The 25266-nt window shown below is 73.2% G+C and carries 23 protein-coding genes; 14 read left to right on the top strand and 9 right to left on the bottom strand.

Translation table 11 applies throughout. The features are described from left to right. The coding region (locus tag ACXJKG_RS07210) for a hypothetical protein (protein ID WP_456845072.1) at window positions 1–540 on the bottom strand (540 nt) is incomplete at its 3' end. Then, window positions 537–1547 carry a glycosyltransferase family 4 protein gene (locus ACXJKG_RS07205; RefSeq protein WP_456845071.1) on the bottom strand — a complete coding sequence of 337 codons (1011 nt, stop codon included), beginning with the start codon at window positions 1545–1547 and terminating at the stop codon, window positions 537–539. The genes ACXJKG_RS07210 and ACXJKG_RS07205, both read right to left, overlap by 4 nt. 134 nt (window positions 1548–1681) lie before the next feature. Here ACXJKG_RS07205 and ACXJKG_RS07200 point away from each other — a divergent pair, with 134 nt between their 5' ends. From ACXJKG_RS07200 to ACXJKG_RS07180, 5 genes are all read left to right on the top strand, one after another. Then, the gene (locus ACXJKG_RS07200) at window positions 1682–2635 is read left to right on the top strand and encodes an ABC transporter permease (protein ID WP_456845070.1); all 954 of its coding nucleotides are present in this window, start codon (window positions 1682–1684) and stop codon (window positions 2633–2635) included. Between the two features lie 77 nt (window positions 2636–2712). Then, window positions 2713–3816 carry an ABC transporter ATP-binding protein gene (locus ACXJKG_RS07195; RefSeq protein ID WP_456845074.1) on the top strand — a complete coding sequence of 368 codons (1104 nt, stop codon included), beginning with the start codon at window positions 2713–2715 and terminating at the stop codon, window positions 3814–3816. Then, window positions 3813–5009, top strand: a complete 1197-nt coding sequence (locus tag ACXJKG_RS07190) for a glycosyltransferase family 4 protein (protein WP_456845069.1) — start codon at window positions 3813–3815, stop codon at window positions 5007–5009. Before ACXJKG_RS07195 ends, ACXJKG_RS07190 begins: the two co-directional genes overlap by 4 nt. Further along, window positions 5006–6421 carry a glycosyltransferase family 4 protein gene (locus ACXJKG_RS07185; RefSeq protein WP_456845068.1) on the top strand — a complete coding sequence of 472 codons (1416 nt, stop codon included), beginning with the start codon at window positions 5006–5008 and terminating at the stop codon, window positions 6419–6421. The genes ACXJKG_RS07190 and ACXJKG_RS07185 overlap by 4 nt, the downstream gene beginning before the upstream one ends. Next, complete coding sequence (locus ACXJKG_RS07180) at window positions 6414–7493, top strand: glycosyltransferase family 4 protein (RefSeq protein WP_456845067.1); 1080 nt, start codon at window positions 6414–6416, stop codon at window positions 7491–7493. Before ACXJKG_RS07185 ends, ACXJKG_RS07180 begins: the two co-directional genes overlap by 8 nt. Here ACXJKG_RS07180 and ACXJKG_RS07175 read toward each other — a convergent pair. Further along, window positions 7472–8587 (bottom strand): glycosyltransferase family 4 protein, encoded by a 1116-nt coding sequence (locus ACXJKG_RS07175; RefSeq protein WP_456845066.1) that lies wholly within the window; start codon window positions 8585–8587, stop codon window positions 7472–7474. The two genes, ACXJKG_RS07180 and ACXJKG_RS07175, sit on opposite strands and share 22 nt — an antisense overlap. 17 nt (window positions 8588–8604) lie before the next feature. On the opposite strand from ACXJKG_RS07175, the gene ACXJKG_RS07170 reads away from it, so the two are divergent. Genes ACXJKG_RS07170 through ACXJKG_RS07160 form a run of 3 tightly spaced genes read left to right on the top strand, consistent with a single transcriptional unit; the run spans window position 8605 to window position 11759 of the window. Next, window positions 8605–9756, top strand: a complete 1152-nt coding sequence (locus ACXJKG_RS07170; protein WP_456845065.1) for a glycosyltransferase family 4 protein — start codon at window positions 8605–8607, stop codon at window positions 9754–9756. Between the two features lie 40 nt (window positions 9757–9796). After that, complete coding sequence (locus ACXJKG_RS07165; RefSeq protein WP_456845064.1) at window positions 9797–10783, top strand: GDP-mannose 4,6-dehydratase; 987 nt, start codon at window positions 9797–9799, stop codon at window positions 10781–10783. Window positions 10784–10787: 4 nt separating this feature from the next. Then, window positions 10788–11759, top strand: a complete 972-nt coding sequence (locus ACXJKG_RS07160; RefSeq protein ID WP_456845063.1) for a GDP-mannose 4,6-dehydratase — start codon at window positions 10788–10790, stop codon at window positions 11757–11759. Between the two features lie 61 nt (window positions 11760–11820). On the opposite strand, the gene rfbA is transcribed toward ACXJKG_RS07160, so the two are convergent. Then, on the bottom strand, window positions 11821–12681 hold the full coding sequence (gene rfbA, locus ACXJKG_RS07155; RefSeq protein ID WP_456845062.1) for a glucose-1-phosphate thymidylyltransferase RfbA: 861 nt from the start codon (window positions 12679–12681) through the stop codon (window positions 11821–11823). A 105-nt stretch (window positions 12682–12786) separates the two neighbouring features. On the opposite strand from rfbA, the gene manA reads away from it, so the two are divergent. Further along, window positions 12787–13980 (top strand): mannose-6-phosphate isomerase, class I, encoded by a 1194-nt coding sequence (gene manA, locus ACXJKG_RS07150; protein ID WP_456845061.1) that lies wholly within the window; start codon window positions 12787–12789, stop codon window positions 13978–13980. A gap of 2 nt (window positions 13981–13982) precedes the next feature. Here manA and ACXJKG_RS07145 read toward each other — a convergent pair whose 3' ends face one another. Together ACXJKG_RS07145 and ACXJKG_RS07140 are read right to left on the bottom strand one after the other, a co-directional pair. Further along, complete coding sequence (locus tag ACXJKG_RS07145; RefSeq protein ID WP_456845060.1) at window positions 13983–14606, bottom strand: class I SAM-dependent methyltransferase; 624 nt, start codon at window positions 14604–14606, stop codon at window positions 13983–13985. Between the two features lie 18 nt (window positions 14607–14624). Further along, window positions 14625–16622, bottom strand: coding sequence for a glycosyltransferase family 39 protein (locus ACXJKG_RS07140; protein ID WP_456845059.1), 1998 nt, complete (start codon window positions 16620–16622; stop codon window positions 14625–14627). A 222-nt stretch (window positions 16623–16844) separates the two neighbouring features. On the opposite strand from ACXJKG_RS07140, the gene ACXJKG_RS07135 reads away from it, so the two are divergent. Beyond that, on the top strand, window positions 16845–17789 hold the full coding sequence (locus ACXJKG_RS07135) for a glycosyltransferase family 2 protein (protein ID WP_456845058.1): 945 nt from the start codon (window positions 16845–16847) through the stop codon (window positions 17787–17789). Here the strand turns inward: ACXJKG_RS07135 and ACXJKG_RS07130 are convergent. Continuing rightward, complete coding sequence (locus ACXJKG_RS07130) at window positions 17764–19851, bottom strand: hypothetical protein (RefSeq protein ID WP_456845057.1); 2088 nt, start codon at window positions 19849–19851, stop codon at window positions 17764–17766. The two genes, ACXJKG_RS07135 and ACXJKG_RS07130, sit on opposite strands and share 26 nt — an antisense overlap. A 187-nt stretch (window positions 19852–20038) precedes the next feature. Here ACXJKG_RS07130 and ACXJKG_RS07125 point away from each other — a divergent pair, with 187 nt between their 5' ends. Both ACXJKG_RS07125 and ACXJKG_RS07120 read left to right on the top strand, forming a co-directional pair. Then, window positions 20039–21160, top strand: coding sequence for a glycosyltransferase family 4 protein (locus ACXJKG_RS07125; RefSeq protein ID WP_456845056.1), 1122 nt, complete (start codon window positions 20039–20041; stop codon window positions 21158–21160). Further along, window positions 21157–22092, top strand: coding sequence for a lysylphosphatidylglycerol synthase domain-containing protein (locus ACXJKG_RS07120; RefSeq protein ID WP_456845055.1), 936 nt, complete (start codon window positions 21157–21159; stop codon window positions 22090–22092). Before ACXJKG_RS07125 ends, ACXJKG_RS07120 begins: the two co-directional genes overlap by 4 nt. Here ACXJKG_RS07120 and ACXJKG_RS07115 read toward each other — a convergent pair. After that, window positions 22076–22828 carry a class I SAM-dependent methyltransferase gene (locus ACXJKG_RS07115; protein ID WP_456845054.1) on the bottom strand — a complete coding sequence of 251 codons (753 nt, stop codon included), beginning with the start codon at window positions 22826–22828 and terminating at the stop codon, window positions 22076–22078. The genes ACXJKG_RS07120 and ACXJKG_RS07115 overlap by 17 nt on opposite strands. A 21-nt stretch (window positions 22829–22849) precedes the next feature. Further along, a complete protein-coding gene (locus ACXJKG_RS07110) occupies window positions 22850–23593 on the bottom strand; it encodes a TIGR03089 family protein (RefSeq protein ID WP_456845053.1) in 744 nt (247 codons plus the stop codon). Between the two features lie 236 nt (window positions 23594–23829). Between ACXJKG_RS07110 and ACXJKG_RS07105 the strand changes: the two genes are divergently transcribed. After that, the gene (locus ACXJKG_RS07105) at window positions 23830–24159 is read left to right on the top strand and encodes a WhiB family transcriptional regulator (RefSeq protein WP_456845073.1); all 330 of its coding nucleotides are present in this window, start codon (window positions 23830–23832) and stop codon (window positions 24157–24159) included. A 66-nt stretch (window positions 24160–24225) separates the two neighbouring features. Continuing rightward, window positions 24226–25266, top strand: a 1041-nt coding sequence (locus ACXJKG_RS07100) for a glycosyltransferase family 2 protein (RefSeq protein WP_456845052.1), incomplete at its 3' end; no start/stop codon positions are given.

The raw sequence follows: 25266 nt of genomic DNA, 5'->3' as shown, positions 1-25266 counted from the left end.
CACGACGGGTGCCCCCCATGCCGCGCCGAGCACGGCTGTCGTGGCGTCGTCCGTCACGAGGACGCTGGCGAGCGCCACGGCGGTGACCGCCGTGGCCTCTTCCACCGGCTCGTGGTCCCACGACCACTCACCGGCGACGTGTCGGGTGACCGCGCGCGCGCCCTCGAGCCCACGCGCGCGGCGGATCCGCGAACGTGTGAACGGGGCGACGGGGCGGGCTGCGCCGTGGGCCTCCTGCGGCCCGAGCACCAGGACGGGGGCGCTGACCTGGGCGCGGACCTCGCGCGCGACGTCCGGGGCGGCGATCACGACCGTCGCCGCGGCGACCGCCGGTACGGACAGGTCGGTCTCGGCGTCCACCCAGACGGTCGTGCGCTCGCCGAAGGGACCGGGCGCCTCAGCGGTCCGGACCACGGTGTCGAACCGGCCACCATCGACCACAGCGACAACATCGGCACGCTCGGCGAGTCGCGTGAGCGCGGCGCGCAGATCGTCCCCGACCGGCGCACGGGTCGCGATGCCGATACGCAGACGGCTCATGCGAGAAGCTGCTCGACGACCGACGGCCAGGACAGCTCGGCGGCCCGTCGGCGGCCCTCCATGCCCATCTCGGCGGCGGCGGCCTTGTCCGAGGAGAGCCGGTCGATGGCGTCGGCGAGGCCCTCGGGCGTGCCGTCGGTGACCAGGCCGGTGACGCCGTCCTCGACCCACTCGAGCACGCCGCCGGCGTCCTGCGACGTGATGACGGGCTTGCCCGCCAGGAACGCCTGCAGGGTCACGTAGCCGTAGTCCTCGTCGTGCGGGTCGTAGATCACGCCCAGCGAGTCGGCGAACAGGTCCACCAGCGCCTCGTCGGTGACGAACCCGGGCAGCTCGACCCGGTCGGCCAGGTCGTGCTTCTCCACCTGCTGCGCCAGCTGCGCGGCCATGGAGCCGCGGCCGGCGACGACCGCGCGCACACCCGAGGTCACGTACGGCATCGCCGCGACGATCCGCTCGGGGCGCTTGTTGGCCTCGAGACGGGTGGGCGTGAAGACGTAGTCGCCGTACTCGCCGGTGCGCAGGTCCTCCGACAGGGGCGGCGGGTGGTAGAGCGTCACGCCCTCGAGCCCGTTGTACCGGGCGAGGCGGTCGGCCACCACGTCGGAGATCGTGTGGATGCGCTGCGCCTCGAGGAGCGCGTTGGTGTCCCACTCGGTCAGCTGGCGCTGGATCTCGAGCGACTCGTCGTCCAGGCCCATGTCCGACCAGGCGGCGTCCGCACCGTCGTACGCGCCCCGGTGCTGGTGGAACAGCCAGACGATCTTGCGCGGGTGGCGCGCGTAGTACGAGGGGAAGTTGGTGGTGATGACCGCGTCGGCGTCCATCGGGAGCATCCGCCAGGCGAGCGGGGCGTCGAACACCCGCTCCTTCTCCCACGCCGTCGGGAGGTGGACCAGCTCGGCGCGGTGTCCGTTCTCCTGCAGTGCACGGACGAGGTTGGCCGTCGCGAGCTCAGCCCCTCCACGCACGAAGGGCACCTGGGCGCCGCACACGATCACATCCATCGGGGTGGTTCCTCGTTCCGGTCGGCGGTCCAGCGGCGCGCTACATGCTAGCCGCCCGCGACCACCCGCCCGGAGCCGCGGGTGTGGCTGTCCCGGTACGCTCTGACGTTCGTGAGCAACTGCAGGAACGCCCGATGAGCGGACTCGAGCAAGCCTTGGGGGCCGACGCCGCGCCCGAGGACCAGCGCCGTCACGTGTCGGGCGAGATGACGCGGGTGTTCTCGCAGGCCCGGTGGTTCCACGGTTTCTGGGCCGACGTGCGCGAGGTCGTCCAGTACCGCGAGCTCCTGGGCAACCTGGTCCGCAAGGAGCTCAAGGTCAAGTACAAGGACTCGTTCCTCGGGTTCTTCTGGACGCTCGCGCGCCCCCTGCTGCAGCTCCTCGTCTACTCGATCGCCATCGGCTTCTTCCTGGGCTCCGGCAAGACGATCCCCGAGTTCGGCGTCTACCTCTTCACTGGCCTGCTGGCCTGGTCGCTGTTCACCGACATCATCGGCGGGTCGACCGGGTCGATCATCAGCAACGCGGGCCTGGTCAAGAAGGTCTACATGCCGCGCGAGCTGTTCCCGCTGTCCGTCGTGGGCGCGGCCGCGGTGAACTTCGCGATCCAGCTGGTGGTGCTGCTGGGCGCGTACGTGGTGACCGGCTCCTGGCCCGCGCCCAGCAACCTGCTCCTCGTCCCGCTCGCGCTGCTCACGCTGATCCTCTTCGGGACGGCGCTCGGCCTGGTGCTGGCCGCCGCGAACGTGTTCCTGCGGGACGTGCAGTACCTGGTCGAGGTGGGCCTGCTGCTCTGGTTCTGGATGACGCCGATCGTCTACGACTGGACGAAGGTGCAGTCCACGCTGACCGACGCCGGCTACCCGTGGCTGTTCGACGTCTACATGCTCAACCCGATGGCGAACGTGGTGCTGGCGTTCCAGCGCGCGCTGTGGCCGGGCGGGCTGACCGAGCAGGGTGCACCGTTCTACTACGACGGCCCGCTGGCCATGCGGCTCCTCATCATCAGCGCCGTCAGCCTCGTCCTCCTGTGGTTCGCCCAGCGCGTGTTCGCGCGGGCCCAGGGCAACTTCGCACAGGAGCTGTGACCGTGAGCGACATCATCCGCCTCGAGGGCGTCTCCAAGCAGTTCCGCCTGCGCAACGACAAGAGCCTCAAGGAGCGCCTGGTCAACCGGCGTGCCTCCAAGGACAACGAGACCACCTTCTGGGCGCTCAAGGACATCGACCTCACGGTGCCCGAGGGCTCGACCATCGGGCTGGTCGGCCACAACGGCTCCGGCAAGAGCACGCTGCTCAAGGTCATCGGCGGCGTGCTGACACCGTCCGCCGGCATCGTGGAGCGCCGCGGGCGGCTGGCCGCTCTGCTCGAGCTCGGCGCGGGCTTCCACGGCGACCTCACGGGCCGCGAGAACGTCTTCCTCAACGCCTCGCTGCTGGGCCTGACCAAGAAGCAGACCGAGAAGTACTTCGACGCGATCGTCGACTTCTCGGGCATCGAGGAGTTCATCGACACCCAGGTGAAGTTCTACTCGAGCGGCATGTACGTCCGGCTCGCGTTCGCCGTCGCCGTGCACGTCGACCCGGACATCCTGCTGGTGGACGAGGTCCTGGCGGTCGGCGACGAGCCGTTCCAGCGCAAGTGCATCGAGCGGATCCGCCAGTTCCAGGGGGAGGGCCGCACCATCGTGCTGGTCACCCACTCGCTGGACCAGGTGCGCGAGATGTGCGACCACGCGGTCATGCTCGACCACGGCCGCTCGATCCTGCAGGGCACCTCCGTCGAGATCATCCGTGCGTTCCGCGACGCCAACGACGAGATCGCCGCCGAGCTGGTGGACGACGACGCGCCGCGCCCGGCCACGATCACGGACGTGCAGGTGACCGACCCCGACGGCGTGCCGCTCATCACCATCGGCCCCGACCAGCCCGTGCGGTTCCGCATCGGGATCGAGGCGCACGAGCCCATCGACGACTACGTCGTGGGCCTGGCCCTCACCGACAACATGGAGCGGCTGGTGTACGGCACGAACACGCACATGCTCGGCGTCACGGTCGCGAAGGCGACCGGCAAGCAGTGGGCGGAGTTCGCCGTCGACCGGCTGCCTGTGGTCGAGGGCCAGTACTACGTCACGGCCGCGGTGCACCCGCAGCGTGGGGCCGAGTGGCACCGCGTCGACCGTGCCGCKGTCGTGCGCGTGCGCACCACGGCCACCGAGGTGGGCGTCGTCCACCTCGCCCCCCGGTTCTCCGTCGAGGCGGTGTCATGAGCAGTCGTCAGGGCAAGATCGCGTTCGTCCCGGCGCGCTACGGCGACCGGATCGTCGGTGGTGCGGAGATCGTGCTGCGCCACATGGCGTTCGGCCTGCAGAAGCGGGGCTGGGACGTCGAGAYCCTCACGACGACGGCCCTCGACCACCACACGTGGAAGAACGAGACCGAACCGGGCGTCACCGTCGAGGACGGCATGCCGGTGCGGCGGTTCACGGTCGACGGCGACGCGCTGCCCGAGCGGGGGGTCCTGGAGCACCGGATCCTCACGGGCGACCCGCTGACCATCTCCGAGCAGCAGCGCTGGATGAACTCCGGCATGCGGGCACCGGACCTGTACCACTACATCCTCGACAGCTCGGACGAGTACCGGGCCTTCGTGTTCACGCCGTACCCGTTCTGGGTGACGTTCGCGTGCTCGCAGATCGTGCCGCACAAGAGCGTGCTGTGGACCTGCCTGCACGACGAGCCGTACGCGTACCTCGAGCTCTTCCAGCCGGTGTTCACCGGCAGCGCCGGGCTGCTGTTCCAGTCCGACCCCGAGCAGGACCTGGCGGAACGGATCACCTCCAAGCTCGCGCCCCACAAGGTGGTCGGATGCGGGGTGGAGGTCCCGGCGTCGTACGACCCCGACGGGTTCCGCGAGCGGTACGGCATCGAGGGCCGCTTCCTGCTCTACGCCGGCCGGCGTGAGGGCGCGAAGGGCTGGGACGAGCTGCTCGAGATCCTCGCCGACATCGACGCGCGCGGGCAGTTCCCGTTCACGCTGGTCACGATGGGTGGCGGCGAGGTCCGGCCGCCGGTCGGGTTCGAGGGCAAGGTGATCGACGTGGGCTTCCTCGACGACGACGAGCGCGACAACGCGTTCGCGGCGGCCGACGCCTACATCCAGCCCAGCCGGTTCGAGGCGTTCTCGCGCACGATCATGGAGGCGTGGCTGGCGGGCACGCCCGTCATCGCCAACGGGGGCAGCGACGTCGTGAAGTGGCACTGCGAGCGCTCCGGCGCGGGTCTGACGTACGACGACGCGCTCGAGCTCGAGGAGGCCCTGCGCTTCGTCGCCGAGGCTCCCGAGGAGGCTGCGGCGCTGGCCGTCAGCGGCCGTGAGTACGTGCTGTCCCACTACCAGTGGGAGACCGTGCTCGATGCGGTCGAGGCGCAGATCGAGGCGTGGACGGGGGTCGTCGCATGAGGATCCTGATGGTCTCGCCCTACCCCCCGCTGCGGGACGGCATCGCCGCGTACGCCCAGCAGCAGGTGGCCGCCCTGCGCCGCGAGGGCCACGACGTCGAGGTGCTCTCGCCGGGCCCGTCGGCCGCGCACTACCACCTCGACCTGGTCGGGCCGCGCGGGGCGCTGGCGCTGGCCAAGCGCGTCGCGGGCTACGACCTGGTGATCGTGCAGTTCCACCCGGACTTCTTCTACCCGCCGGGCGCAGGGCAGTCGGACCGGGCCGCAGTGGGGCTGGCCCTGAGCGCCGCGTTCGCCCGCGCCAAGCGGGTCGAGGTCGTGGTGCACGAGGTCGACTACCGGTACGGCCGCGGGAGCAGCCCGGCGGCCCTGATCACGCGTCAGCTGTGGCGGCGGGTCGACCAGATCAGCGTGCACTCCCAGAGCGAGGTCGACTCGTTCCGCGAGGCGTTCGGCGTGCAGTCCTCCCACATCCGGGTGGTCGACCCCGGCGCCACGTTCGTCGCGCACACCCCGCTGGACCAGGCGCAGGCCCGGGCGAGCCTCGGCATCGCGCAGGACGCCACCGTGTTCCTGTCGATCGGCTTCATCCAGCCGCACAAGGGCTTCGACCGCGCCGTCCGGGCCTTCTCGGGCATGGGGCGCGGCGGCGTGCGGCTCGACGTCGTCGGCTCGGTGCGCGTCGAGGACCCCGCGTTCGTCCGCTACGCCGACGACCTCGAGGGGCTCGCCGCCCGCATCCCGGGCGCGCACGTGCACCTGGGGTTCGTCAGCGACGAGCTGTTCGACCGGTGGATCGTCGCCTCCGACGTCGTGGTGCTGCCGTACCGCGAGATCTGGTCCTCCAGCGTGATGGAGCGGGCCCTGCTGTTCGGGCGCCGCGTCATCGCGACCCGGGTGGGTGCCCTCGTGGAGCAGGCGCACGAGGAGGACGGCGTCACGATCGTCGACGACGACGCGGGCCTGCGCAAGGCCATGCGCCGCGCGGCCGGCGGGTCCGAGCCGGTGGTCGAGGTGCAGCCGTGGCCCAGCGCCGATGCCGGCCGCGACGCGATCCAGGCCCAGGTGGTGCTGCGCGCCGCGCGGCGTCGCGGGCACGCCGTCCCGCTCGACGGGCACGGCACGCCGGGTCCGAGCGCCGTCGGGACGGGCGCCGTCTCGGCCCCGCTGCGGCGGCTGGGCGACGTGCACCTGCCTGACCCGGGTCAGGGCCGCGGGGTGCGCGTGCTGGTGCGCAAGGCGGTCCGCAAGGTGACGGCGTGGCAGGTGCAGCCCGTGGTCGACCAGGTCAACGCCATGCGGCGCGCCTCGGTCGAGTCCGTGGAGCGTGCGTCGGAGACCGGCCCGGAGGCGGGTCCGGACGCCGGGCCCGGCGCCGTGCCGGCTCCCACCGGGCGCCGGCCGGGTGCCTGAGCCGCTGCGGGTCGCGCTCGACGCGACGCCGCTGGTCGGCCCCCGGACCGGCGTCGGCACGTACGTGCAGCACCTGGTCTCGGGCCTGGCCGCGCGCGGCGACGTCTCCGTGGACCTCACGGCGTTCTCGGGTCGCGCCCAGCGGCCGGCCGACCTGCCCGCTGCCGTCGGCTGGCGGCACCGGGCCGTGCCGGCGCGGGTCCTGCGGGCGTCGTGGCTACGCACGCCGCTGCCGCGGGTGGAATGGCTGGCCGGGCGGCACGACGTCTTCCACGGCACCAACTTCGTGCAGCCGCCGTCCGGCGCGGCCGGCGTCGTGATGATCCACGACCTCAGCTACGAGAGGTACCCGGAGCTCGTCTCCGCGGCGTCGCGCCAGTACCGCACCCTCGTGCCGCGCGGCCTGCGCTACGCGGACGTCGTCGTCACGCCGTCGGCGGCGATCCGCGACGAGGTGGTCGAGCACTACGGCGTCGCCGCCGACCGGGTCGTGGCGACCCCCCTGGGCGTGGCGCCCGAATGGTTCGCGGCCGAGCCGCTCGATCCCGCGCGGGTCGCCGCGCTCGGCCTGCCGGACGAGTACGTCGTCTTCGTCGGCACGCGCGAGCCCCGCAAGAACCTGTCGACGCTGCTGGCCGGGTTCGCGGCCTACCGCGCGGCCGGCGGCACGCTCGGGCTGGTGCTCGTCGGCGCCTCCGGGTGGGCCGACCTGTCTCCCGGACCCGGCACCGTCGTGCTGCCGCACCTGCCGGGGGCCGAGGTCCGCGGCCTGGTCGCGGGGGCCCGGGCGCTGGCGATGCCGTCGCTCTACGAGGGTTTCGGCCTGCCCGTGCTCGAGGCGCTCGCCGCCGGCACGCCGGTGCTCTGCAGCGACATCCCCGTGCTCCGCGAGGTCGGCGGGACCCACGTCCGCCTGGTCGCGCCGACGGACGTCGACGCCTGGGCCGACGCGTTGGTCACCGCGCCCGCGCGCGACCAGGACGCGGGCCGGGCCTGGGCCGGGACGTTCACCTGGCAGCGCTGCGTCGACGCCACCGTCGGTGCCTACCGTCAGGCCGTCGCCGCCCACTGACGGCCGGTGATCGCGGCGTACACCTCGACGGTGCGCTCCGCCGCGGCCGCCCACGAGAACTCGGCGGCGCGCGCCAGGCCCGCCGCGGCCAGCGCCGGCCCGTCGCTCCCGCACGCCACCTCGAGCGCGCCCGCGAGGGCGTCGTGGTCGGTGGGGTCGACCAGCAGGCCGGCCGTCCCGGCGACCTCGGCGCAGGACGTGCCGGCCGACGTGACCACGGGGACGCCCGCGCTCATCGCCTCCAGCACCGGCAGCCCGAAGCCCTCGCGCAGCGACGGGAAGCAGAACGCGGCCGCGCCGGCGTAGGCCCGGGCAAGGTCGACGCGGGAGAGCAGGCCGAGCCGGTGCACGGAGTCGTCGGTCGGGATGTCGACGTCCYCCCAGCCGCTGGGACCGACGAGGACGAGGTCGACGTCGGGGCGCGCCCGGCGCAGCGTCGCGTACGCGGCGAGGACCGCGGGCAGGTTCTTGCGGGGTTCGACCGTGCCGGCCCAGAGCACGTACGGCCGGGTCAGGCCGTTCCGGGAGCGGAACTCGGCCACGTCCTGCGGCGTGGTGGCGGGCAGGCGGCTGGCGAGCGGCACGACGTGCAGCCGGTCGGCGGGGATGCCGGCGTCGACGCACTCGTCGCGGGTGTGCAGGGACGGCACGACGACGGCGTCGGCACGGCGTCGGACGTGCTCGAGCGCCCGGCCGAAGAAGCCGATCCCGCGGGCGGTGAAGTGGTCCGGCTCCACCAGGAACGCCAGGTCGTGCACGGTCGCGACCAGCGGCTTCGTGGTGGGCGGCACGGCCCACGTCGAGGCGTGCACGACGTCGACCGCACCCGCGGTCCACTCGATCCGCGGCAGGCCCACGCGCTGCCACGCCTCGTACATCGCCGTGCGGGGCAGCGGGACCCGCCGCCGGCGGCCGGACGGCGCCCAGTCGGGGGGTGCCGGCTGCCGGTGCCACGCCGAGACCGCGGTCAGCTCGACCCGCGTGGCCAGCTCGCGCGACATCTCCGCGACGTAGGTCCCGGAGCCGCCCGGGACCGGCTGCCARGCCTGCTCCACCGTCATGGCGACACGCAGCGGCGGAGGGGCGAGCGGCATGGGTGAGAGACTACGGCGTGCCCACGCCCCACAGCTCCGTGCCCGTCGCGAAGCCCGGAGCGGGGCGGGTGCTCCTCGACGCGACGGCCGTCCCGGCCGACCGCGGCGGCGTCGGACGGTACGTCGACGAGCTGGCCCCGGCCCTGGTGCGCGCGGGCGTCGACCTCACGGTCGTGTGCCAGGCCCGGGACACGGCTGTCTTCGAGGGCACCGGCGCGACCGTCGTGGCGGCGCCGGGCTGGATCGCGCGGCGACCCGCGCGCATGCTCTGGGAGCAGGTCGGCCTGCCGTGGCTCGCCCGCCGCGTCCGCGCCGACGTGYTGCACAGCCCGCACTACACGATGCCGCTGGTCAGCCCCGTGCCCGTCGTGGTGACGCTGCACGACGCGACGTTCTTCACCGCCCCCCAGTGGCACCTGCGCAGCAAGGCCGTGTTCTTCCGCGCCGCCACCCGGCTCGCGGTCCGGCGCGCCCGCGGGCTCGTCGTGCCGTCGGCCGCGACGCGCGACGAGGTGCTGCGCGAGGCGGGCGGCGACCCGGACCGGTTCCACGTGGCCTACCACGGGGTCGACGCCGCCGTCTTCCGGCCGGTCGAGCCGGGGGAGTCGCGTCGCGTCGCGGACGGGCTCGGCGTCCACGGGCGCTACGTCGCGTTCCTCGGCACGCTGGAGCCGCGCAAGAACGTCGTCGCCCTGGTCGAGGGCTGGGCCGCGGCCGTGGCGGACGACGACGACCCGCCGGCGCTCGTGCTCGCCGGCGCGCGCGGGTGGGACGAGCAGCTCGACGGGGCCGTCGCGCGCGTGCCGGACCGCCTGCGGGTCGTGGTGCCGGGCTACGTGCCGCTCGGCGACCTGGCCGGGCTGCTCGCGGGCGCGGACGTCGTGGCCTACCCGAGCCTCGGCGAGGGGTTCGGCCTGCCCGTGCTCGAGGCCATGGCCTGCGGTTCGACGGTGCTGACCACGCGTCGGCTCTCGTTGCCCGAGGTCGGCGGCGACGCGGTCGCGTACTGCGGGACCGACGCCGCGGACATCGCGACCGCCCTGCGCGAGCTGCTCGACGACCCCGCGCGACGGGCCGTCCTCGGCGCCGCCGCGGCCCGCCGCGCTGCCGGTTTCACCTGGGACGCGGCCGCGCGGGTGCACGTCGACGCCTACTCGGCGGCCCGATAGCCGTCCCGGGCAGGTGGCAGCCCCCGCTAAGGTTGGCGGCATGCCACGCGCTCTCATCACCGGAATCACCGGTCAGGACGGCCTGTATCTCGCCGAGCTGCTGCTCGCCAAGGGCTACGACGTCTTCGGCCTCATCCGCGGACAGAACAACCCGAAGCGATCCCTCGTCGAGCAGACGGTGCCGGGCGTCCAGCTCCTCACCGGCGACCTCGGCGACCTCTCGTCCCTGCTGCGGGCGCTCGAGATCGCCCAGCCGGACGAGGTCTACAACCTCGGCGCCATCTCGTTCGTCGCGTACTCGTGGGAGAACGCCCGCGTGACCTCGGAGGTCACCGGCATGGGCGTGCTGAACATCCTCGAGGCCGTGCGCCTGTACTCGCACGACGACCCGGCGCGGGTCCGCTTCTACCAGGCCTCCAGCTCGGAGATGTTCGGCAAGGTGCAGGAGGTGCCCCAGCGCGAGTCCACGCTGCTGTGGCCCCGCTCGCCGTACGGCGTGGCCAAGGTGTTCGGCCACTACATGACGATCAACTACCGCGAGTCCTACGGGATGCACGCCTCGTCGGGCATCCTCTTCAACCACGAGTCGCCGCGCCGCGGACCGGAGTTCGTCACCCGCAAGATCTCGATCGCCGTGGCGCGCATCGCGCTCGGCCTGCAGGACGACGTGGTGCTCGGCAACCTCGACGCCAAGCGCGACTGGGGCTTCGCCGGTGACTACGTCGAGGCGATGTGGCGCATGCTGCAGCAGCCCGAGGCCGACGACTACGTCGTGGCGACGGGCGAGACCCACTCGATCGGCGAGCTGCTGGACCTCGCGTTCCACGCCGTCGGCATCGACGACTGGTCGCGCTACGTCAAGCAGAACCCCGCGTTCATGCGCCCCGCCGAGGTCGACCTGCTGGTCGGCGACCCGTCCAAGGCGCAGGACGTGCTCGGCTGGAAGCGAGAGGTCGACTTCCCGGGCCTCGTGAAGATGATGGTCGAGAACGACCTCGAGGAGCAGCGCCTGCTCGCGGGGAAGTGAGTCGGTGACGACAGCTTTCGTCACCGGGGTCACCGGGCAGGACGGCACGCTGCTGGCGCGCCGGCTGCTGGCGGAGGGCGTCGAGGTGCACGGTCTCGTGCGCAACGAGGACGACGTCACGGCGTCGCGCGGCGACCGGCCGTCCGAGGTCGTCGTGCACGTCGCCGACCTGCGGGACGCCGCGGCGCTCGGGCGGATCGTCGCCGACGTCGCGCCTGACGAGATCTACAACCTCGCGGGCATCTCCTCGGTGGCCTACTCGTGGGACCACCCGGTGCTCACGGGCGAGATCACCGGCGTCGGCGCCGTGGGGCTGTTCGAGGCCGCGTGGCGTGCGCAGGAGTCCACGGGCCGGGCGGTCCGGGTGGTCCAGGCGTCGTCCGCGGAGATCTTCGGCCTGCCCGACCGGTCGCCGCAGGACGAGGGCACCGCGATCCGGCCCGTCTCCCCGTACGGGGCGGCGAAGGCGTACGCGCACCAGATGGCGTCCGTGTACCGCTCGCGCGGCCTGCACGTGTCGGCGTGCGTGCTCTACAACCACGAGTCGCCGCTGCGCCCGACGTCGTTCGTCACCCGCAAGATCACCGCGGCCGCCGCGCAGATCGCCGTGGACGGCTCGGGGGTGCTGGCGCTGGGCAACCTGGACGCGCGGCGCGACTGGGGCTGGGCCGACGACTACGTCGACGCGATGGTCCGGGCCGCGCGGCACGCCGTGGCCGACGACTTCGTCGTCGCGACGGGCCGCACCCACTCCGTGGCGGAGTTCGCCGCGGCGGCGTTCGCGCGGGCCGGCATCGAGGACTGGCAGCCGCACGTGCGCGTCGACCCGCGCTTCGTGCGGCCGGTCGACGCGTCCGAGATCGTCGGCGACGCCCGCAAGGCCGCCGCGGAGCTCGACTGGCGACCGACGGTCGCGTTCGAGGAGGTCGTCGGCCGCATGGTCGACCACGACCTCGCCCTGCTGCGCGCGTCCTGACGCGCGCTCGCTCGCTCGCGATGCCGCGACCCCCGCCGAGGGGGTCGCGGCATCCGGCGTCTCAGGCCAGGAGGCTGAGCAGGTAGGTGCCGTACCCCGACTTGACCAGGGCGTTCGCCCGCTCGGCCAGCTGCTCGTCGGACAGGAAGCCCCGACGCCAGGCGACCTCCTCGGGGCAGCCGACCTTGAGGCCCTGGCGGTGCTCGATGGTCCGCACGTAGTCGGACGCCTCGAGCAGGGAGTCGAACGTGCCGGTGTCGAGCCAGGCCGTCCCGCGGGGGAGGACCTCGACCTGCAGGCGGCCCTGCTCGAGGTACGTACGGTTGACGTCGGTGATCTCGTACTCGCCACGCGGCGAGGGCACCAGGTCCCGGGCGATCTGCACGACGTCGTTGTCGTAGAAGTACAGCCCGGGGACCGCGTAGGAGCTCTTGGGGGCGACCGGCTTCTCCTCGAGCGAGAGCGCCTTGCCGTCGGCATCGAACTCCACGACGCCGTAGGCCGTCGGGTCGGCCACTCGGTAGGCGAACACGGCGGCGCCGTCGATCTGGTGGAACCGTTGCAGCTGGGAGCCCAGCCCGGGCCCGTAGAAGATGTTGTCGCCCAGCACGAGCGCGGCCGAGTCGGTGCCGACGAAGTCCGCGCCGAGCACGAACGCCTGCGCCAGCCCGTTGGGCTCCGCCTGGACGGTGTAGCTGATCGAGATGCCGAACTGGGACCCGTCGCCCAGCAGCCGCTGGAACTGCTCGGCGTCGTGCGGCGTCGTGATGATCAGCACGTCCTGGATCCCCGCGAGGATCAGCGTGGAGAGCGGGTAGTAGATCATCGGTTTGTCGTACACCGGCACGAGCTGCTTGCTCACGCCGAGGGTGATGGGGTGCAGTCGGGTTCCGGATCCACCGGCGAGGATGATGCCGCGCATGGTCACACAGTCTGGCCTATGTCGGGTGTGGCCCGACACACAGCCGCCCCGTCGCCGTCGGCCGGTAGGATTCGGGCAGCCCCGCCCCCGACAGACGAGGTGCCCGTGATCCGGATCAGCCACGCCCTGCAGAGCTACGCATGGGGATCGCGCGACGCCATCCCGGACCTGCTCGGTGTCGCTGCGACCGACGGCGTCCTCGCGGAGGCCTGGATGGGCGCCCACCCGTCGGCCCCGTCGATCACCCAGGACGAGGCGGCGCAGCCGCTGCACGCATTCATCGCGGGGGACCCGGACGGCATCCTGGGCGAGGACGTGGTGGCCCGCTTCGGCGCCGAGCTGCCGTACCTGCTCAAGATCATCGCGGCCGAGCAGCCGCTCTCGCTGCAGGTGCACCCGAACATCGCGCGGGCCCGTGCCGGGTTCGACGACGAGGAGCGTGCGGGCGTCCCGGTCACGGCCCCGCACCGGAACTTCCGCGACGCCAACCACAAGCCCGAGCTGGTCTACGCGCTGACCCGCTTCGAGGCCGTCTGCGGCTTCCGGGCCCCGCGCCGCGCGGCCGAGCTGCTCGCCGGCCTGGACGCGCCGCTGGCCAAGGAGCTCTGCGACGTCCTGCGGGCGCAGCCGACCGCCGACGGGATCCGCGCCGCGTTCACGCAGCTGCTCGAGCCCGCCACCCGGCCGTCCGCCCGCGACGTCCAGGACGTGGTCGACGCCTGCGCCGCCCGCCTGGCCATCGGCTCCCCGTCGCCGCGCGCCGACCGCACGGTGGTCGAGCTCGCCGCCGCCTACCCGGGCGACCCGGGGGTCGTCACGTCGCTGCTGCTCAACCCGGTGACGCTCGAGCCCGGCGACGCGATGTTCGTGCCGGCCGGCGGCGTGCACGCGTACCTGCGCGGCGTCGCGGTCGAGATCATGGCCAGCTCGGACAACGTGCTGCGGGCCGGGCTGACCCCCAAGCACGTCGACGTCCCCGAGCTGCTGCGCAACGTCGACTATGTCGCCGCCCCGCCCATCCGCGTCGCGCCCGAGACCTTCCACGGCGCGACCCGGGTGTTCTACGCGCCGGTCGACGACTTCGAGCTGTCGATCACCGAGATCGCCGACGACGGCTCGCACCCGCTGCCGGGCCGCGGCCCGCGCGTCCTGCTCTGCCTCTCCGGCGAGGTCACGGTCAGCAGCACCGGCGACGGCTCGCTGACCCTGACGCAGGGCGACGCGGCGTTCGTGCCCGCGCGCGACGGGGAGCTCACGGTGTGCGGCGCCGGCGTCGTGGTGCAGGCCGACGTCCCCTGACGTCAGACCGGCTTGCGGGCCAGCAGGACGAACTCGTTGTAGACGAACGCCTTGCCCGCCCAGCGCGGGAACGGGAACGACGCGTTCCGCACCGTGATCAGGCCGAGGTCGTCGGCCAGCGCGCGCAGCTCCTCGAACCCCGTGAACGTGATGTGCGTGTGGTCGCTGGCGTACCCGCGCTCCTGCGGCGTGATGAACGCGATGCGGCCGCCMGGGTGCACGAGGGGCAGGTACATCCCGAGGATCGAGCGCGCGTCCTGCGGCGTCAGGTGCTCGATGACGTGCGCGACGAGCATGCCGTCGAAGCTGTCGGGCCGGGCGAGGTCGGGATCGGCGAAGAACTCGTCGTCGGTGTAGGCCGCCACCCCCGTGCGGCGCGCGACCTCGATCGCGTACGGGTTGTGGTCGACGCCGACCGAGCCCGGTGCGAGCGTCTTGAGGTTGCGGCCGATGCCGCAGCCGACGTCGATGGTGCGGCCGAGGTCGAAGCGCCGGATGTTGGCCTGGTAGGGCGCCTGGACGTGGAGCAGCCGCTTCCACCAGACGTTGCTGATGTCGTAGAGCCGCTCCGCATAGTCGAGCCCCGCGGTGGGAGCGAGCTCCCTCTCCTCCGGGTCTGGGTCCATGCGGGCACGATAGTGCCGTCAGCCCGCCGGCGCTGGCTCGAGCGATCCGTCGGCCGTGATCGTGGCGACCCAGACGGTCGACTCGCCGTGCTCGGGGTTCTCGGGCACCGACACGAGCGTCCGCTCCCAGACGGAGACTGCCGTCGTCCGCAGGGGCGGAGCTGCGACGCCGTCCGGCCAGGGCAGGGCGGCGGGAGCGAAGGCGACGACGCTCACGTCGCGGTCGCCCCACGCCCTGCGCACGGTCAGGAGGTCCTCCGTCGTCGGCGGGATCGACGTCTGGACCACCTCCACGTCGCACAGGGTGCGGATCGTCGCGAGGTACGGGGGCGCCGACGGACCGGCGTAGATGTAGAGGACCGGGTTGGAGCCGACGGCGTCGCACACAGCCCGCGCCTCGCCCAGCCGGCCGTCCTGCTCCACCGACCTCAGCACGGGCCCCCAGGTGGTCGCCGGGTAGACGAGGACGAGAGCGGCGGCGATCCCGGCCACGACGCGGAGCCACGCCGTGCGACGGGACCACAGCGCCTCGATGGTGAGAGCCGAGGCCAGGAGCAGGCCCGGGATGGTCACGGCGAGGAACCGCCGCATCGCCCAGACCTGGTCCGGGCTGATGCTCACGCGCCACAGGTAGAGCAGCGACGGTGCGACGACGACGCCGACGAACAGGGCGAGCCGCGGGTCCCGCGCTCGGACCATGCGCCGAACCAGGATCGCGAGGCCCGCGAGAGCCAGCGCGACCATCGGCCAGCCGAAGTACCACGCCTGCCAGCTCAGCGAGTACTCGTCGTAGCTGCGGGTTGCATCGACCGGGACCCCGGCGATCGCCTGGAGCGCCGCGACGAGCGCCGAGTACGCCGTGTCCGGTTCCCCGTGGTGCTCCGTCATCCACGCCGGCCTGGTCACGAGCACGAGGGACACGACCACGACCAGTGCGGCGGCGAGCCAGGAGAGCCCGCGTCGACGGCGCAGCACCCACCGGCGCACGGGGTCCAGCCACCGGGGGAGACTCACGGCCAGCACGACCACGACGGTCGCGACCAGGGCCGCGATCAGGGCAGAGAACTGCGACCAGAGCAGCTCGAGGTAGCCCGGGCTGTGGAGGCGCAGGTCGACGTAGCCCAGGACGACCATGGACAGTGCGCCGAGGGCCGCGAGGCTCACGGCGACGAGCTGGCGCCGTCGCGCCGCTGGGGTGAACGCGGCCGCAGCCGTGAGCCCGATGCCGAGCACGAGGCCGATCACCGACGCCGCGCCGTCGATGCGCGCGAGGGCCGTCGCGCCCACCATCCCGCCCGCCACCAGGTAGCGCCACGGCCTCCGGGTCTCGGCGGCCGACCACGCCATCGTGAGGCCGCCGGCGACGAGCGCGAGCGTGAGGGGTTCGGTGTACGCGGACCGGGAGAACGCCACCATCGGCATGGAGAGCGCGAGCGCGACGACGGGCACGAGGGCGGTCGTGGAGGAGACCATGCGTCGAGCGAGGGTGAACACCGCGAGGAGGGCGAGCGCCCCGATGACGAGGTTCGCCACGAGCACCGCCTGCTGCCCGCCCACCCAGCCCGCGAGCCCGAGCATCCCGGGCAGCAGCTTGGCGCCCTGGACGCGCAGCGTGCCGTCGACCAGGTCGTAGGCGCCCGTCGCGGCCGTCAGGCCCGGCACCGCGTGCTGAACCTGCGCCGCGGCGCCGACCGGGATGTCGGGGTTGGCATGCGTCGACAGCCAGATCCCCTCGAGGGTGAGGAAGCCGGGGTCCCGGGTGACCGTGACGTAGCGCGAGGCGAGCGGGAGGTTGAGGCCGAGCCACACGGCGCAGACGAGGACGGCCGCCCCCGCGGCACCGACCTGCCGCCCGGTGGCTGCGAGCGGGGCAGGGACCAGGCGCCACGTGGCCACGATCACGACCGCGAGGAGCGGCAGGACGACCACCGGGCGGAACTGCGCGGCGATGACGCTCACGGCGACGACGAGCGAGCACCAGAAGAGGAGCATCACGAGCCGGTCAGGGAGGGCCACGATCGCGGGGCCGATCCGACCACCGGTGCGAGGTGCGGCGCCGTCCGGGTCAGGCGGGTTCACAGCCGGCTTTCCTCGCCTCTCGTCAGGCCTCACGGGACGCCAGGACCCTACCCCGCGGCGCGGGCTCCGCCGCTCACCGACCCCCGCGGCCCCGGGTACCATCGGGGAGCCTCGCGGCGGTCGCGCCGATGTTGTGGGCGACGTGGCGACAGGACGGTCATGAAGGTCTTCATCCAGGTTCCCTGCCTCAATGAGGAGGCAACCCTCCCCGCGGTGCTGGCGTCGATCCCCGCGCAGATCGAGGGCGTGGACGAGCTCGAGATCCTTGTCATCGACGACGGGTCGACCGACCGCACGATCGAGGTCGCCAAGGCGCTGGGTGTCCGCCACTTCGTGCACCACTCGCGCAACATGGGTCTCGCCCGGTCGTTCCGGGACGGTGTGGACTATGCGCTGAGCCACGGCGCGGACATCGTSGTCAACACSGACGGGGACAACCAGTACCCGCAGGACCGCATCCCGGATCTGGTGCGGCCGATCGTCGACGGCGTCGCCGACATCGTGATCGCCGACCGGCAGACGGCCACGATCGAGCACTTCTCGCCGTTCAAGAGGCTCATGCAGCGGATCGGCAGCCGCGTGGTGAACGGCGCGGCGGACACCGACCTGCCCGATGCGGCGAGCGGCTTCCGTGCCTACTCGCGCGCCTCGCTGTTCCGGCTGAACATCGTCACCGAGTTCAGCTACTGCATGGAGACGATCATCCAGGCCGGGCACAAGCGGCTGCGGATTGAGAGCGTCCCGGTGGTGACCAACCCGAAGACTCGGGAGTCGCGGCTCTTCAAGAACATCTTCCACCACATGCTGAAGTCGGCCTCGGCGATCACGCGCAGCTACCTGATGTTCAAGCCGTACGTCATCTTCGCCACGCTGACCGCGGTGTTCGGGATCCTGGCGCTCATCCCGATGGTGCGGTTCGTCGTGCTCTGGTTCGCCCACGACGAGCACGCCGGAAACGTCCAGTCCCTGATCTTCGGCTCGATCATGGCGGTCGCGGCCCTGCTCTCGCTGGCGCTCGGGGTCCTGTCGGACCTGCAGCGCATCAACCGGGTGCTCCTCGAGGACCAGCTCGAGCGCATCAAGGAGCTCCAGTACCGCCACTGACCGGTGTGAGCGAGCCGTCGGGCTCGATCGTGGCCACCCACAGGGTTGACCGGGTGTCGACGGCGTCCGTCGGCACCCGCTGGACGGCACGCTCCCACTCGGTGATCGCCGAGACACGCAGCGGTTCCGGCGCCCGGCCGCCGGGCCAGGGCAGCACGTCCGGCAGGAACGCGACGACCTTGACGTCCCCGCCGCCCCAGGCCGCCCGCACGGCCGCGAGGTCGGCCTGCGTGGGCGGCTCGGTCGCCTGGACCACCTCGACGCCGCACATCGTCCGGATCGTCGCGAGGTACGGCGGTGACTCCGTGCCGACGTGCAGGTAGAGGACCGGGTCGTCGCCGATGGCGGCGCAGGCCGCGTGCGCCTCGCCGAGCCGAGCGTCCTGCTCGACCACCCCGAGCAGCGGGCCCCACGTGGTCAACGGCAGGGCGAGCACCAGGCCCGTGCCCAGCACGGCGGCGGCCCGGCCCAGGCGTGATCCGCGAGCCCACAGGAGGTCGACCGTCACCGCAGCCGCCAGCAGCAGCCCGGGGATGGTCACCGGCAGGAACCGCCGCATCGCCCACACCTGGTACGGGGTGATGCTCACCACCCAGAGGTAGAGCAGTGACGGGACGACCACGACGCCGACCAGGAACGCGAGGCGCGGGTCGCGGCGGCGGATCATGCGGTGCACCACGACGGCAGAGCCGGCGACGGCGAGGACCACCGTCGGCCAGCCGTAGTACCAGGCGTGCCAGGAGAGCGAGTACTCGTCGTAGCTGCGCGTGGGGTCGACCGGCAGCCCTGCCTGCTCCTGGAGCGACCCGATCAGGTCCGCGTACCCGGTACCTGCCGGGACGTGATGGTTGACCATCCACAGCGGCCGCAGGGCGAGCAGGACGGCCACGGCGACGACCAGGACCGCTCCGGCGGCCGCCAGCGCGCGGCGACGGGCGAGGATCCGGCGACGCACCGGGTCGAACCAGGCGGGGACGCTGAGCAGCACGACGCCCACGACGGTCAGCCCGAGGCCCACCATCAGCTGGCGGAACCGTCGCCAGAGGTCGGACAGGTAGTCCTGGCTGTGCAGGCGCAGGTCGAGATAGCCGAGCGCGACCATGACGATCGCCCCGGCCGCGACCAGGCAGAGCGCGGTCAGCTGCCGGCGTCGCGACCGGGGCGTGAGAGCCGCAGCGGCGGTGAGGCCGATGCCCGCGACGATGCCGATGACCGACGCGGCGCCGTCGATGCGGACCAGGGCGGTGGCACCGACCATGGCGCCGGCGACGAGGTAGCGCCACCACGTCCGGGTCTCGGCCGCCGACCACGCCATGGTCAGACCGCCGACGACCAGCGCGAGGGTGACGGGTTCGGTGTAGGCGGACCGCGAGAAGGCGATCATCGGCAGCGAGACGGCGAGCGCGAGCATCGGGACCAACGCGACCACGGGGTTGACCACGCGTCGGGCCAGGGCGAAGACGGCGAGCAGCCCGACCGCACCGATGGCCAGGTTGGCCTCGAGCACGGCGTGCTCGCCGCCCACCCAGCCCGCCAGTCCGAGCATCCCGGGGAGCAGCTTGGCGCCCTGCACCTGCAGCGAGGTGCCCACGAGGTCGTACGCGCCGGTCTGCGCGGACAGCCCCGGGACCGCGTGCTGCACCTGCACGGCGGCACCGACGGGAATCTCGGCGCTCGCGTGCCCGGACAGCCAGATCCCTTCGAGCGTGAGGAAGCCCGGGTCGCGCCACACGACGACGAAGCGCGACGCGTACGGGATGTTCAGAGCGAGCCAGAGCGCGGTCGCGCCCAGGGCGACGGCGGACGACGCGAGGGTGCGACGGTCGGCGTGCAGTGGCGCCGGCACGAGCCGCCACGTCGAGACGAGGACGACGACCAACAGCGGCAGGACGACGACCGGGCGGAACTGCGAGCACAGCACCGCGCCGGCGACCACCAGGGCGCACCAGAACAGGAGCATGACGATCCGGTCCGGCAGCCCCACGATGCTCACCGCGATGCGCGACGGCTCCGACACGGCTCGGCGGGCCGGGGCGTCGGGGCGCGTGCGGGGGAGGGTCACGTCGTCTCGTCTCTGGTCGGGCGGGACCGCATGCGCGACCCTACCGGGAGGAACGCTCGGCCTCGCCGCGCACGGGACCGGTAGCATCGGGGGGCCTTCCGGCGGCCATGCCGATGCAGGGGCGACGTGGCGACAGGACGGTCAGGACGATGCGCACTCTTTATCCCGGCCTCGACGCGGAGGCGTGATGAGCGACGACCGCGGCACGATCCTGGCCACCGGGACCTACGACGCCGACAGCCACCCCCGCATCCGCGTCATCGTGCAGGGCCTGCGCGAGCGGGGCTGGGCCGTCGAGGAGATCGTCGAGCCGCTGCGCCTGGACACCGCGCAGCGCGTCGACATGCTGCGCCGGCCGGCCGCACTGCCTCTCCTGGGCATCTCCCTGCTGCGGGCCTGGTCGCGACTGGTGCCGGCGCTGCGCCGTCGTCGTCGCCGCGGACCGCGGCCGGACGTGGTGCTCGTCGGCCACCTCGGGCACTTCGACATCGCGCTCGTGCGGCGGCTGACCCGCCCTGTGCCGGTGGTCCTGGACTTCCTCATCTCCGGCGCGGGCACGGCCGCCGACCGCGGGGTGGCCGGGCGGGTGCGGCGACGCCTGCTGGTGGGCCTCGACACCTTCGCGCTGCGGCGTGCCGACGTCGTCGTGGTCGACACCGACGAGCACGCCGACGCGCTGCCGCCCGACGTCCGGGAGCGCGCGGTCGTCGTCCCCGTCGGGGCCGACTCGCGGTGGTTCGAGGCCGGTGACGCCCGGCCTGCCCGGCCCGCAGGCGGACCGCTGTCGGTGATCTTCTTCGGGCTGTTCACGCCGCTGCAGGGGACGCCCGTGATCGCCGAGGCGCTGCGACTGCTGGACGGCGCGGTCGAGGCGACGATCGTCGGCACGGGCCAGGACGAGGCGGCCGTGGACGCGCTGCTCGCCGGGGTGCCGGGCATCAGGCGGGTGCGCTGGGTCGAGGCCGACCGGCTGCCCGCGCTGGTCGCCGCCCACGACGTGTGCCTGGGCATCGTCGGCACCAGTCGCAAGGCCCTCTCCGTCGTGCCCAACAAGGCTTTCCAGGGCGCCGCCGCCGGCTGTGTGGTGGTCACCAGCGACACGCCGCCCCAGCGGCGCGCCCTCGGCGACGTCGCCGTCTACGTCCCGCCAGGTGACGCGGACGCGCTCGCAGGGGCCTTGCGCGACCTCGCGGCCGACACCGCCGCCGTGCAGGCGCTCGGCGTGCGCTCGGCAGCCTGGGCGGGCGCGACGATGTCCGCGAGGGCATCGGTCGCGCCCCTCGTGGACGCGCTGGAGCGGCTCGCGTGAACCGGGTCATCGCGGTGCTGCGCTCGCCGTGGGTGCGTCTGGCGTTCGTCGTCGTCGCGCTCGGTGCGGCCACCGTCGCCGTGGTGCACCAGTGGTCCGACGTCGAGCAGGCGCTGACCTCGATCCCGGTCGGGCTCGTCGTCGGCGCCCTMGCGCTCGCGGTGGTGTACCTGCTGCTCACCATGCTGTCGTGGCGGGCCGTCCTGACCGACCTGGGCTCCGCGGTTCCGCTGCGTCCCGCGTTCACCATCTTCTTCGTGAGCCAGCTGGGCAAGTACGTCCCCGGCGGCATCTGGAACATCGTCGCCGCGACGGAGCTCGGGGCGGACCAGCAGATCCCACGGCGCCGGTCCCTGAGCGCGATGGTCGTCACCGTGCTCGTCTCGATCGTGTCCGGCCTGGCGGTCGCGCTGCCCGCCCTCGTCATCGCCGGGGGCGCCGGGATCGACGTGCGGTGGGCGTGGGTGGCCATCCCGGTCGCCCTCGTCGCCCTCGCGCCGCCCGTCCTGAACCGCATCCTCGCGCTCGCCATGCGGGTCGCCCGCCGCGAGCCGCTGGAGCACCCGCTGACCGTGCGGGGGACCGTCGCCGCGACCGGGTGGTCGGTGGCCGGCTGGCTGGTGGTGGGCCTGCAGGTGTGGCTGCTGGGGCGGGCCGTCGGCATGACGTCGGGGGTCGAGACCTACCTGCTGTCGACCGGCGCGTACGCCCTGGCCTGGATCGTCGGGTTCGTCGTCGTGTTCGTGCCGGCCGGCCTCGGTGCCCGCGAGCTCGTCCTCGGGCTCCTGCTGTCCGGGCACGTCGACCAGCACGCGATCCTCGTGGTCGTGCTGGTCAGTCGCGTGGTGCAGACGGCGGCGGACCTTCTGCTCGGCGGCTCGGGCCTGCTCGCGGCCCGGCGGCGCCGCGTCGTGGTCAGGACGCCGGACTGACCCGCCCGCTGGCGACCAGGCACGGTCCGCGACCCGGGACGGCGTCCTGCCACACGCGGAACGGCTTGGTCGCCACCTGGCGAAGCGTCCCCTCCCACGGCCGGTGCGGTTGGAACAGGCGGCCAGAGCCGTGGCTGCGCTCGTCCATCGACTCCTGGTCGGCGCCCTCGCCGGTCAACCGGCGGGTCGCCGCGAGGTTGCGCGCGTCCTCGAGCGCGTAGGCGACCGGATAGCCGTACCGCCGCAGGCGCACGTCGACCAGGCCCACCGACGTGAGCAGGCCGCCGAGATCGTCGTCGGTGTACCGGCGGTAGTGACCGACCAGCCGGTCGGTGGTGCTGAACCGGTGCGGGTCCGCCGGCACCGAGAAGACGCAGAGAGCTCCGGGCGCCGCGTGCGTCAGCCAGCCGGCGAGCGCGGCCCGGTCGTCCTCGATGTGCTCCAGGACCTCGAAGGCGCACACGATCTGCGCCCCGGACCCGGCGTCCGCCAGGTCGGGCACCACGCGGCCGCCCCAGGGCTCGACCCGCGCCTGCGCCACCTGCGCGGAGGACTGGTCGGGCTCGACCCCCGTGTAGGAGTCGAACGTCCGCGCGAGCCGGGCACCGAGGGCGCCCTGGCCGCACCCGAGCTCGAGCACCGACGCGGTCCTGGGCTCCTGGGCCATCGCGCGTTCGACCAGCGGCCAGCGAAGGGTGCCCATCCAGGTGAGCGGAGGCAGAGCGGTGTCCGGCATGGCGACGACCCTAGCCGGGACTCAGGCGTCGGAGGCCGACCCGCGAAGCAGGTCGGTGGACACCTGCTCCGAGCCCAGGAGCGCGTCGAGGCGTCCGGGACCGGCGGCCAGGCGGGCGAGGGCGTCGGGGGCGATCAGCACCACCGAGCCCCCGTCGGCAAGGACGGCCAGGGTGGCGAGCAGCGACGAGGCGTCCGCGACCAGCGCCGTGCGGCCGCTGTCCCGCGGAGCCTTCGCGACCGTCGGGTGGTCGGGCAGCGTCGCATGGGTCCAGGTGCCGGACGCGTCGACGAGCGCCGGTGAGGCGGCGTCGACGGGCGGCGACCAGCCGAGCACGTCGCCGTAGGTCATCACGGCCGTCGCCGCGTCCACCGCGGAGGGTGGGAGCTCGCCGGCGAACCGTCGCGCAAGGGCGGGCAGCGTCACCGCGACGAGGTCGGGCGCCCCGACGTGCTCGCCGGGGCGGTCGGTCACGACGACGTCGGTCGGGCCGTCGTCCACCGCCACCACGCACGCGCCCACCCGCCAGGACGCGAACGCCCAGACGACCGTCCGCCAGTGGCCGGGCAGGTCGATCCGTACCCGCGTGCCGGGCCCGGCGTCGAACTCCTCGACCAGGAGGTTGGCGGTCTTGCTGACCCAGTTCTCCAGGACCGCGCCGGAGAGCTCGACGCGCTCCCCGTCCGTCCCGTACCAGGTGATCCGCGRTCGGCCGGGCTCGCGCGTGAGCAGCTGCAGGAGGTCCGCGATCGTCGTCAGGGGCACGCGGACAGCGTAGGACGACACGCCCGGATCACCCGTCCGCGCCAAGTTCACCCGGCAAAACCGGACAACTACCACGCTCCCGCTTGACCAACGCGAACGACACGCGTGTAATTCCTTAGAACGGATTCATGAGCGAGCACCACCCGCGACGCCTCGACAGAGCAGTCCAGAGACCGTCGCACGCCGAGCCCCTGAACGAGCAGAAGAACCAGCACGAGGACCGCACGGAGGCACGCATGTGGAACCTGCTCGACAACGACGAGATCTTCCCGTCGGACGCACGCACGAGTGCACAGACGCACGCGTCCAACGTCCTGCCGATCTTCGGCGCACTCGAGGACGAGGGCCCGATGGGCTGGCAGGAGCGCGCCCTGTGCGCGCAGACCGACCCCGAGGCGTTCTTCCCCGAGAAGGGCGGCTCGACGCGTGAGGCCAAGAAGGTGTGCACGGGTTGCGACGTGCGCTCCGAGTGCCTCGAGTACGCGCTGCAGAACGACGAGCGCTTCGGCATCTGGGGCGGGCTGTCCGAGCGGGAGCGGCGCAAGCTCAAGCGGCGTGTCGTCTGACGTCCTGCCCCGGGCGGGAGTGTCGCGCGCGGGCCTCGTCCCGCGCGACGGCATGATGTTCCGAGCATGACTGACACGCTCCAGCCGGTGGGCATCTCCACCGCGACCTCCTCGACACCGGTGACGACGCCGGTGTGCGCGGTCGTCGTCACCCGCGGGCGCACCCCGTACCTCGCCCCGACGCTCACGGCGCTCGCGGCGCAGACCCGCCGACCGCTGCGGGTCCTCCTGGTGGACGTCTCCGACGGCACCGACGACACCCTCGAGCGGCTGCTGACCAGCACGTTCGCCGCGGCGGGCGGCTCGCCGACCMCCACGCTGCGGTTCGTGCACGCGCCGGGCGCCCGGACGTTCGGGCACGCGGTCCGCCGTGCGGTCGAGTCCGACCAGGGGCTCGCGACCAGCTGGCTGTGGCTGCTGCACGACGACAGCGCGCCGGCCCCCACGGCGCTCGCCGAGCTGGTCCGTGCGGTCGGCCACGCCCGGTCCGTCGGCGTCGCGGGCGTCAAGCAGCGCACCTGGACCGATCCGGAGCGCTTGCTCGAGGTCGGCGTCCGCACGTCCCGGTCCGGCCGTCGGATGACCGACGTCGAGCCGGGCGAGCTCGACCAGGGCCAGCACGACGGCCGCGAGGACGTGCTCGGCGTCGGGATCGCCGGTGCCCTCGTGCGGCGCGACGTCTGGGACGAGCTGGGCGGCACGGACCCGCTGCTCGGGCCCTTCGGCGACGGCTTCGACCTGTCCCGCCGCGCGCGGCTGGCCGGCCACCGGGTGATCGTCGTCCCGTCGGCCGTGGTCCGGCACGCGCAGGCGGGGTACCTCGGGCTGCGCTCCGTCGCGCTCGAGAGCGACCCGGTCGACCGCGACGGCGACGGCGAGGACGACCGCGCCGACCCGCGCCGGTCGTTCGCGGCCCGTCGGCGCGCGCTCGTGCACACCCGGCTGGTGTCCGCGMCGGTCGTGCTGGTGCCGGTGGTCGCCGTCCTGGCCCTGCTCGGGGCCGTGGTCCGCGGGTTCGTCCAGCTCGCCGTCAAGCAGCCCGGGCTGGCCGTCGACGAGGTGCGGGCGGCGCTCGTCGCACTCGCGCGACCCGACGGCATCCTGCGC

The sequence above is a fragment of the Cellulomonas sp. P5_C6 genome, assembly GCF_054049635.1.
The sequence above is the reverse complement of the archived record's forward strand: the minus strand, read 5'-3'. Positions and strand labels throughout refer to the sequence as shown.

Bases quoted from the DNA above. Each gene is read 5' to 3' on its own strand.
- ACXJKG_RS07205 (WP_456845071.1), bottom strand. From the start codon at position 1,547: ATGGATGTGATCGTGTGCGGCGCCCAGGTGCCCTTCGTGCGTGGAGGG.
- ACXJKG_RS07200 (WP_456845070.1), top strand. From the start codon at position 1,682: ATGAGCGGACTCGAGCAAGCCTTGGGGGCCGACGCCGCGCCCGAGGAC.
- ACXJKG_RS07185 (WP_456845068.1), top strand. From the start codon at position 5,006: ATGAGGATCCTGATGGTCTCGCCCTACCCCCCGCTGCGGGACGGCATC.
- ACXJKG_RS07165 (WP_456845064.1), top strand. From the start codon at position 9,797: ATGCCACGCGCTCTCATCACCGGAATCACCGGTCAGGACGGCCTGTAT.
- rfbA (WP_456845062.1), bottom strand. From the start codon at position 12,681: ATGCGCGGCATCATCCTCGCCGGTGGATCCGGAACCCGACTGCACCCC.
- ACXJKG_RS07125 (WP_456845056.1), top strand. From the start codon at position 20,039: ATGAGCGACGACCGCGGCACGATCCTGGCCACCGGGACCTACGACGCC.
- ACXJKG_RS07115 (WP_456845054.1), bottom strand. From the start codon at position 22,828: ATGCCGGACACCGCTCTGCCTCCGCTCACCTGGATGGGCACCCTTCGC.
- ACXJKG_RS07105 (WP_456845073.1), top strand. From the start codon at position 23,830: ATGTGGAACCTGCTCGACAACGACGAGATCTTCCCGTCGGACGCACGC.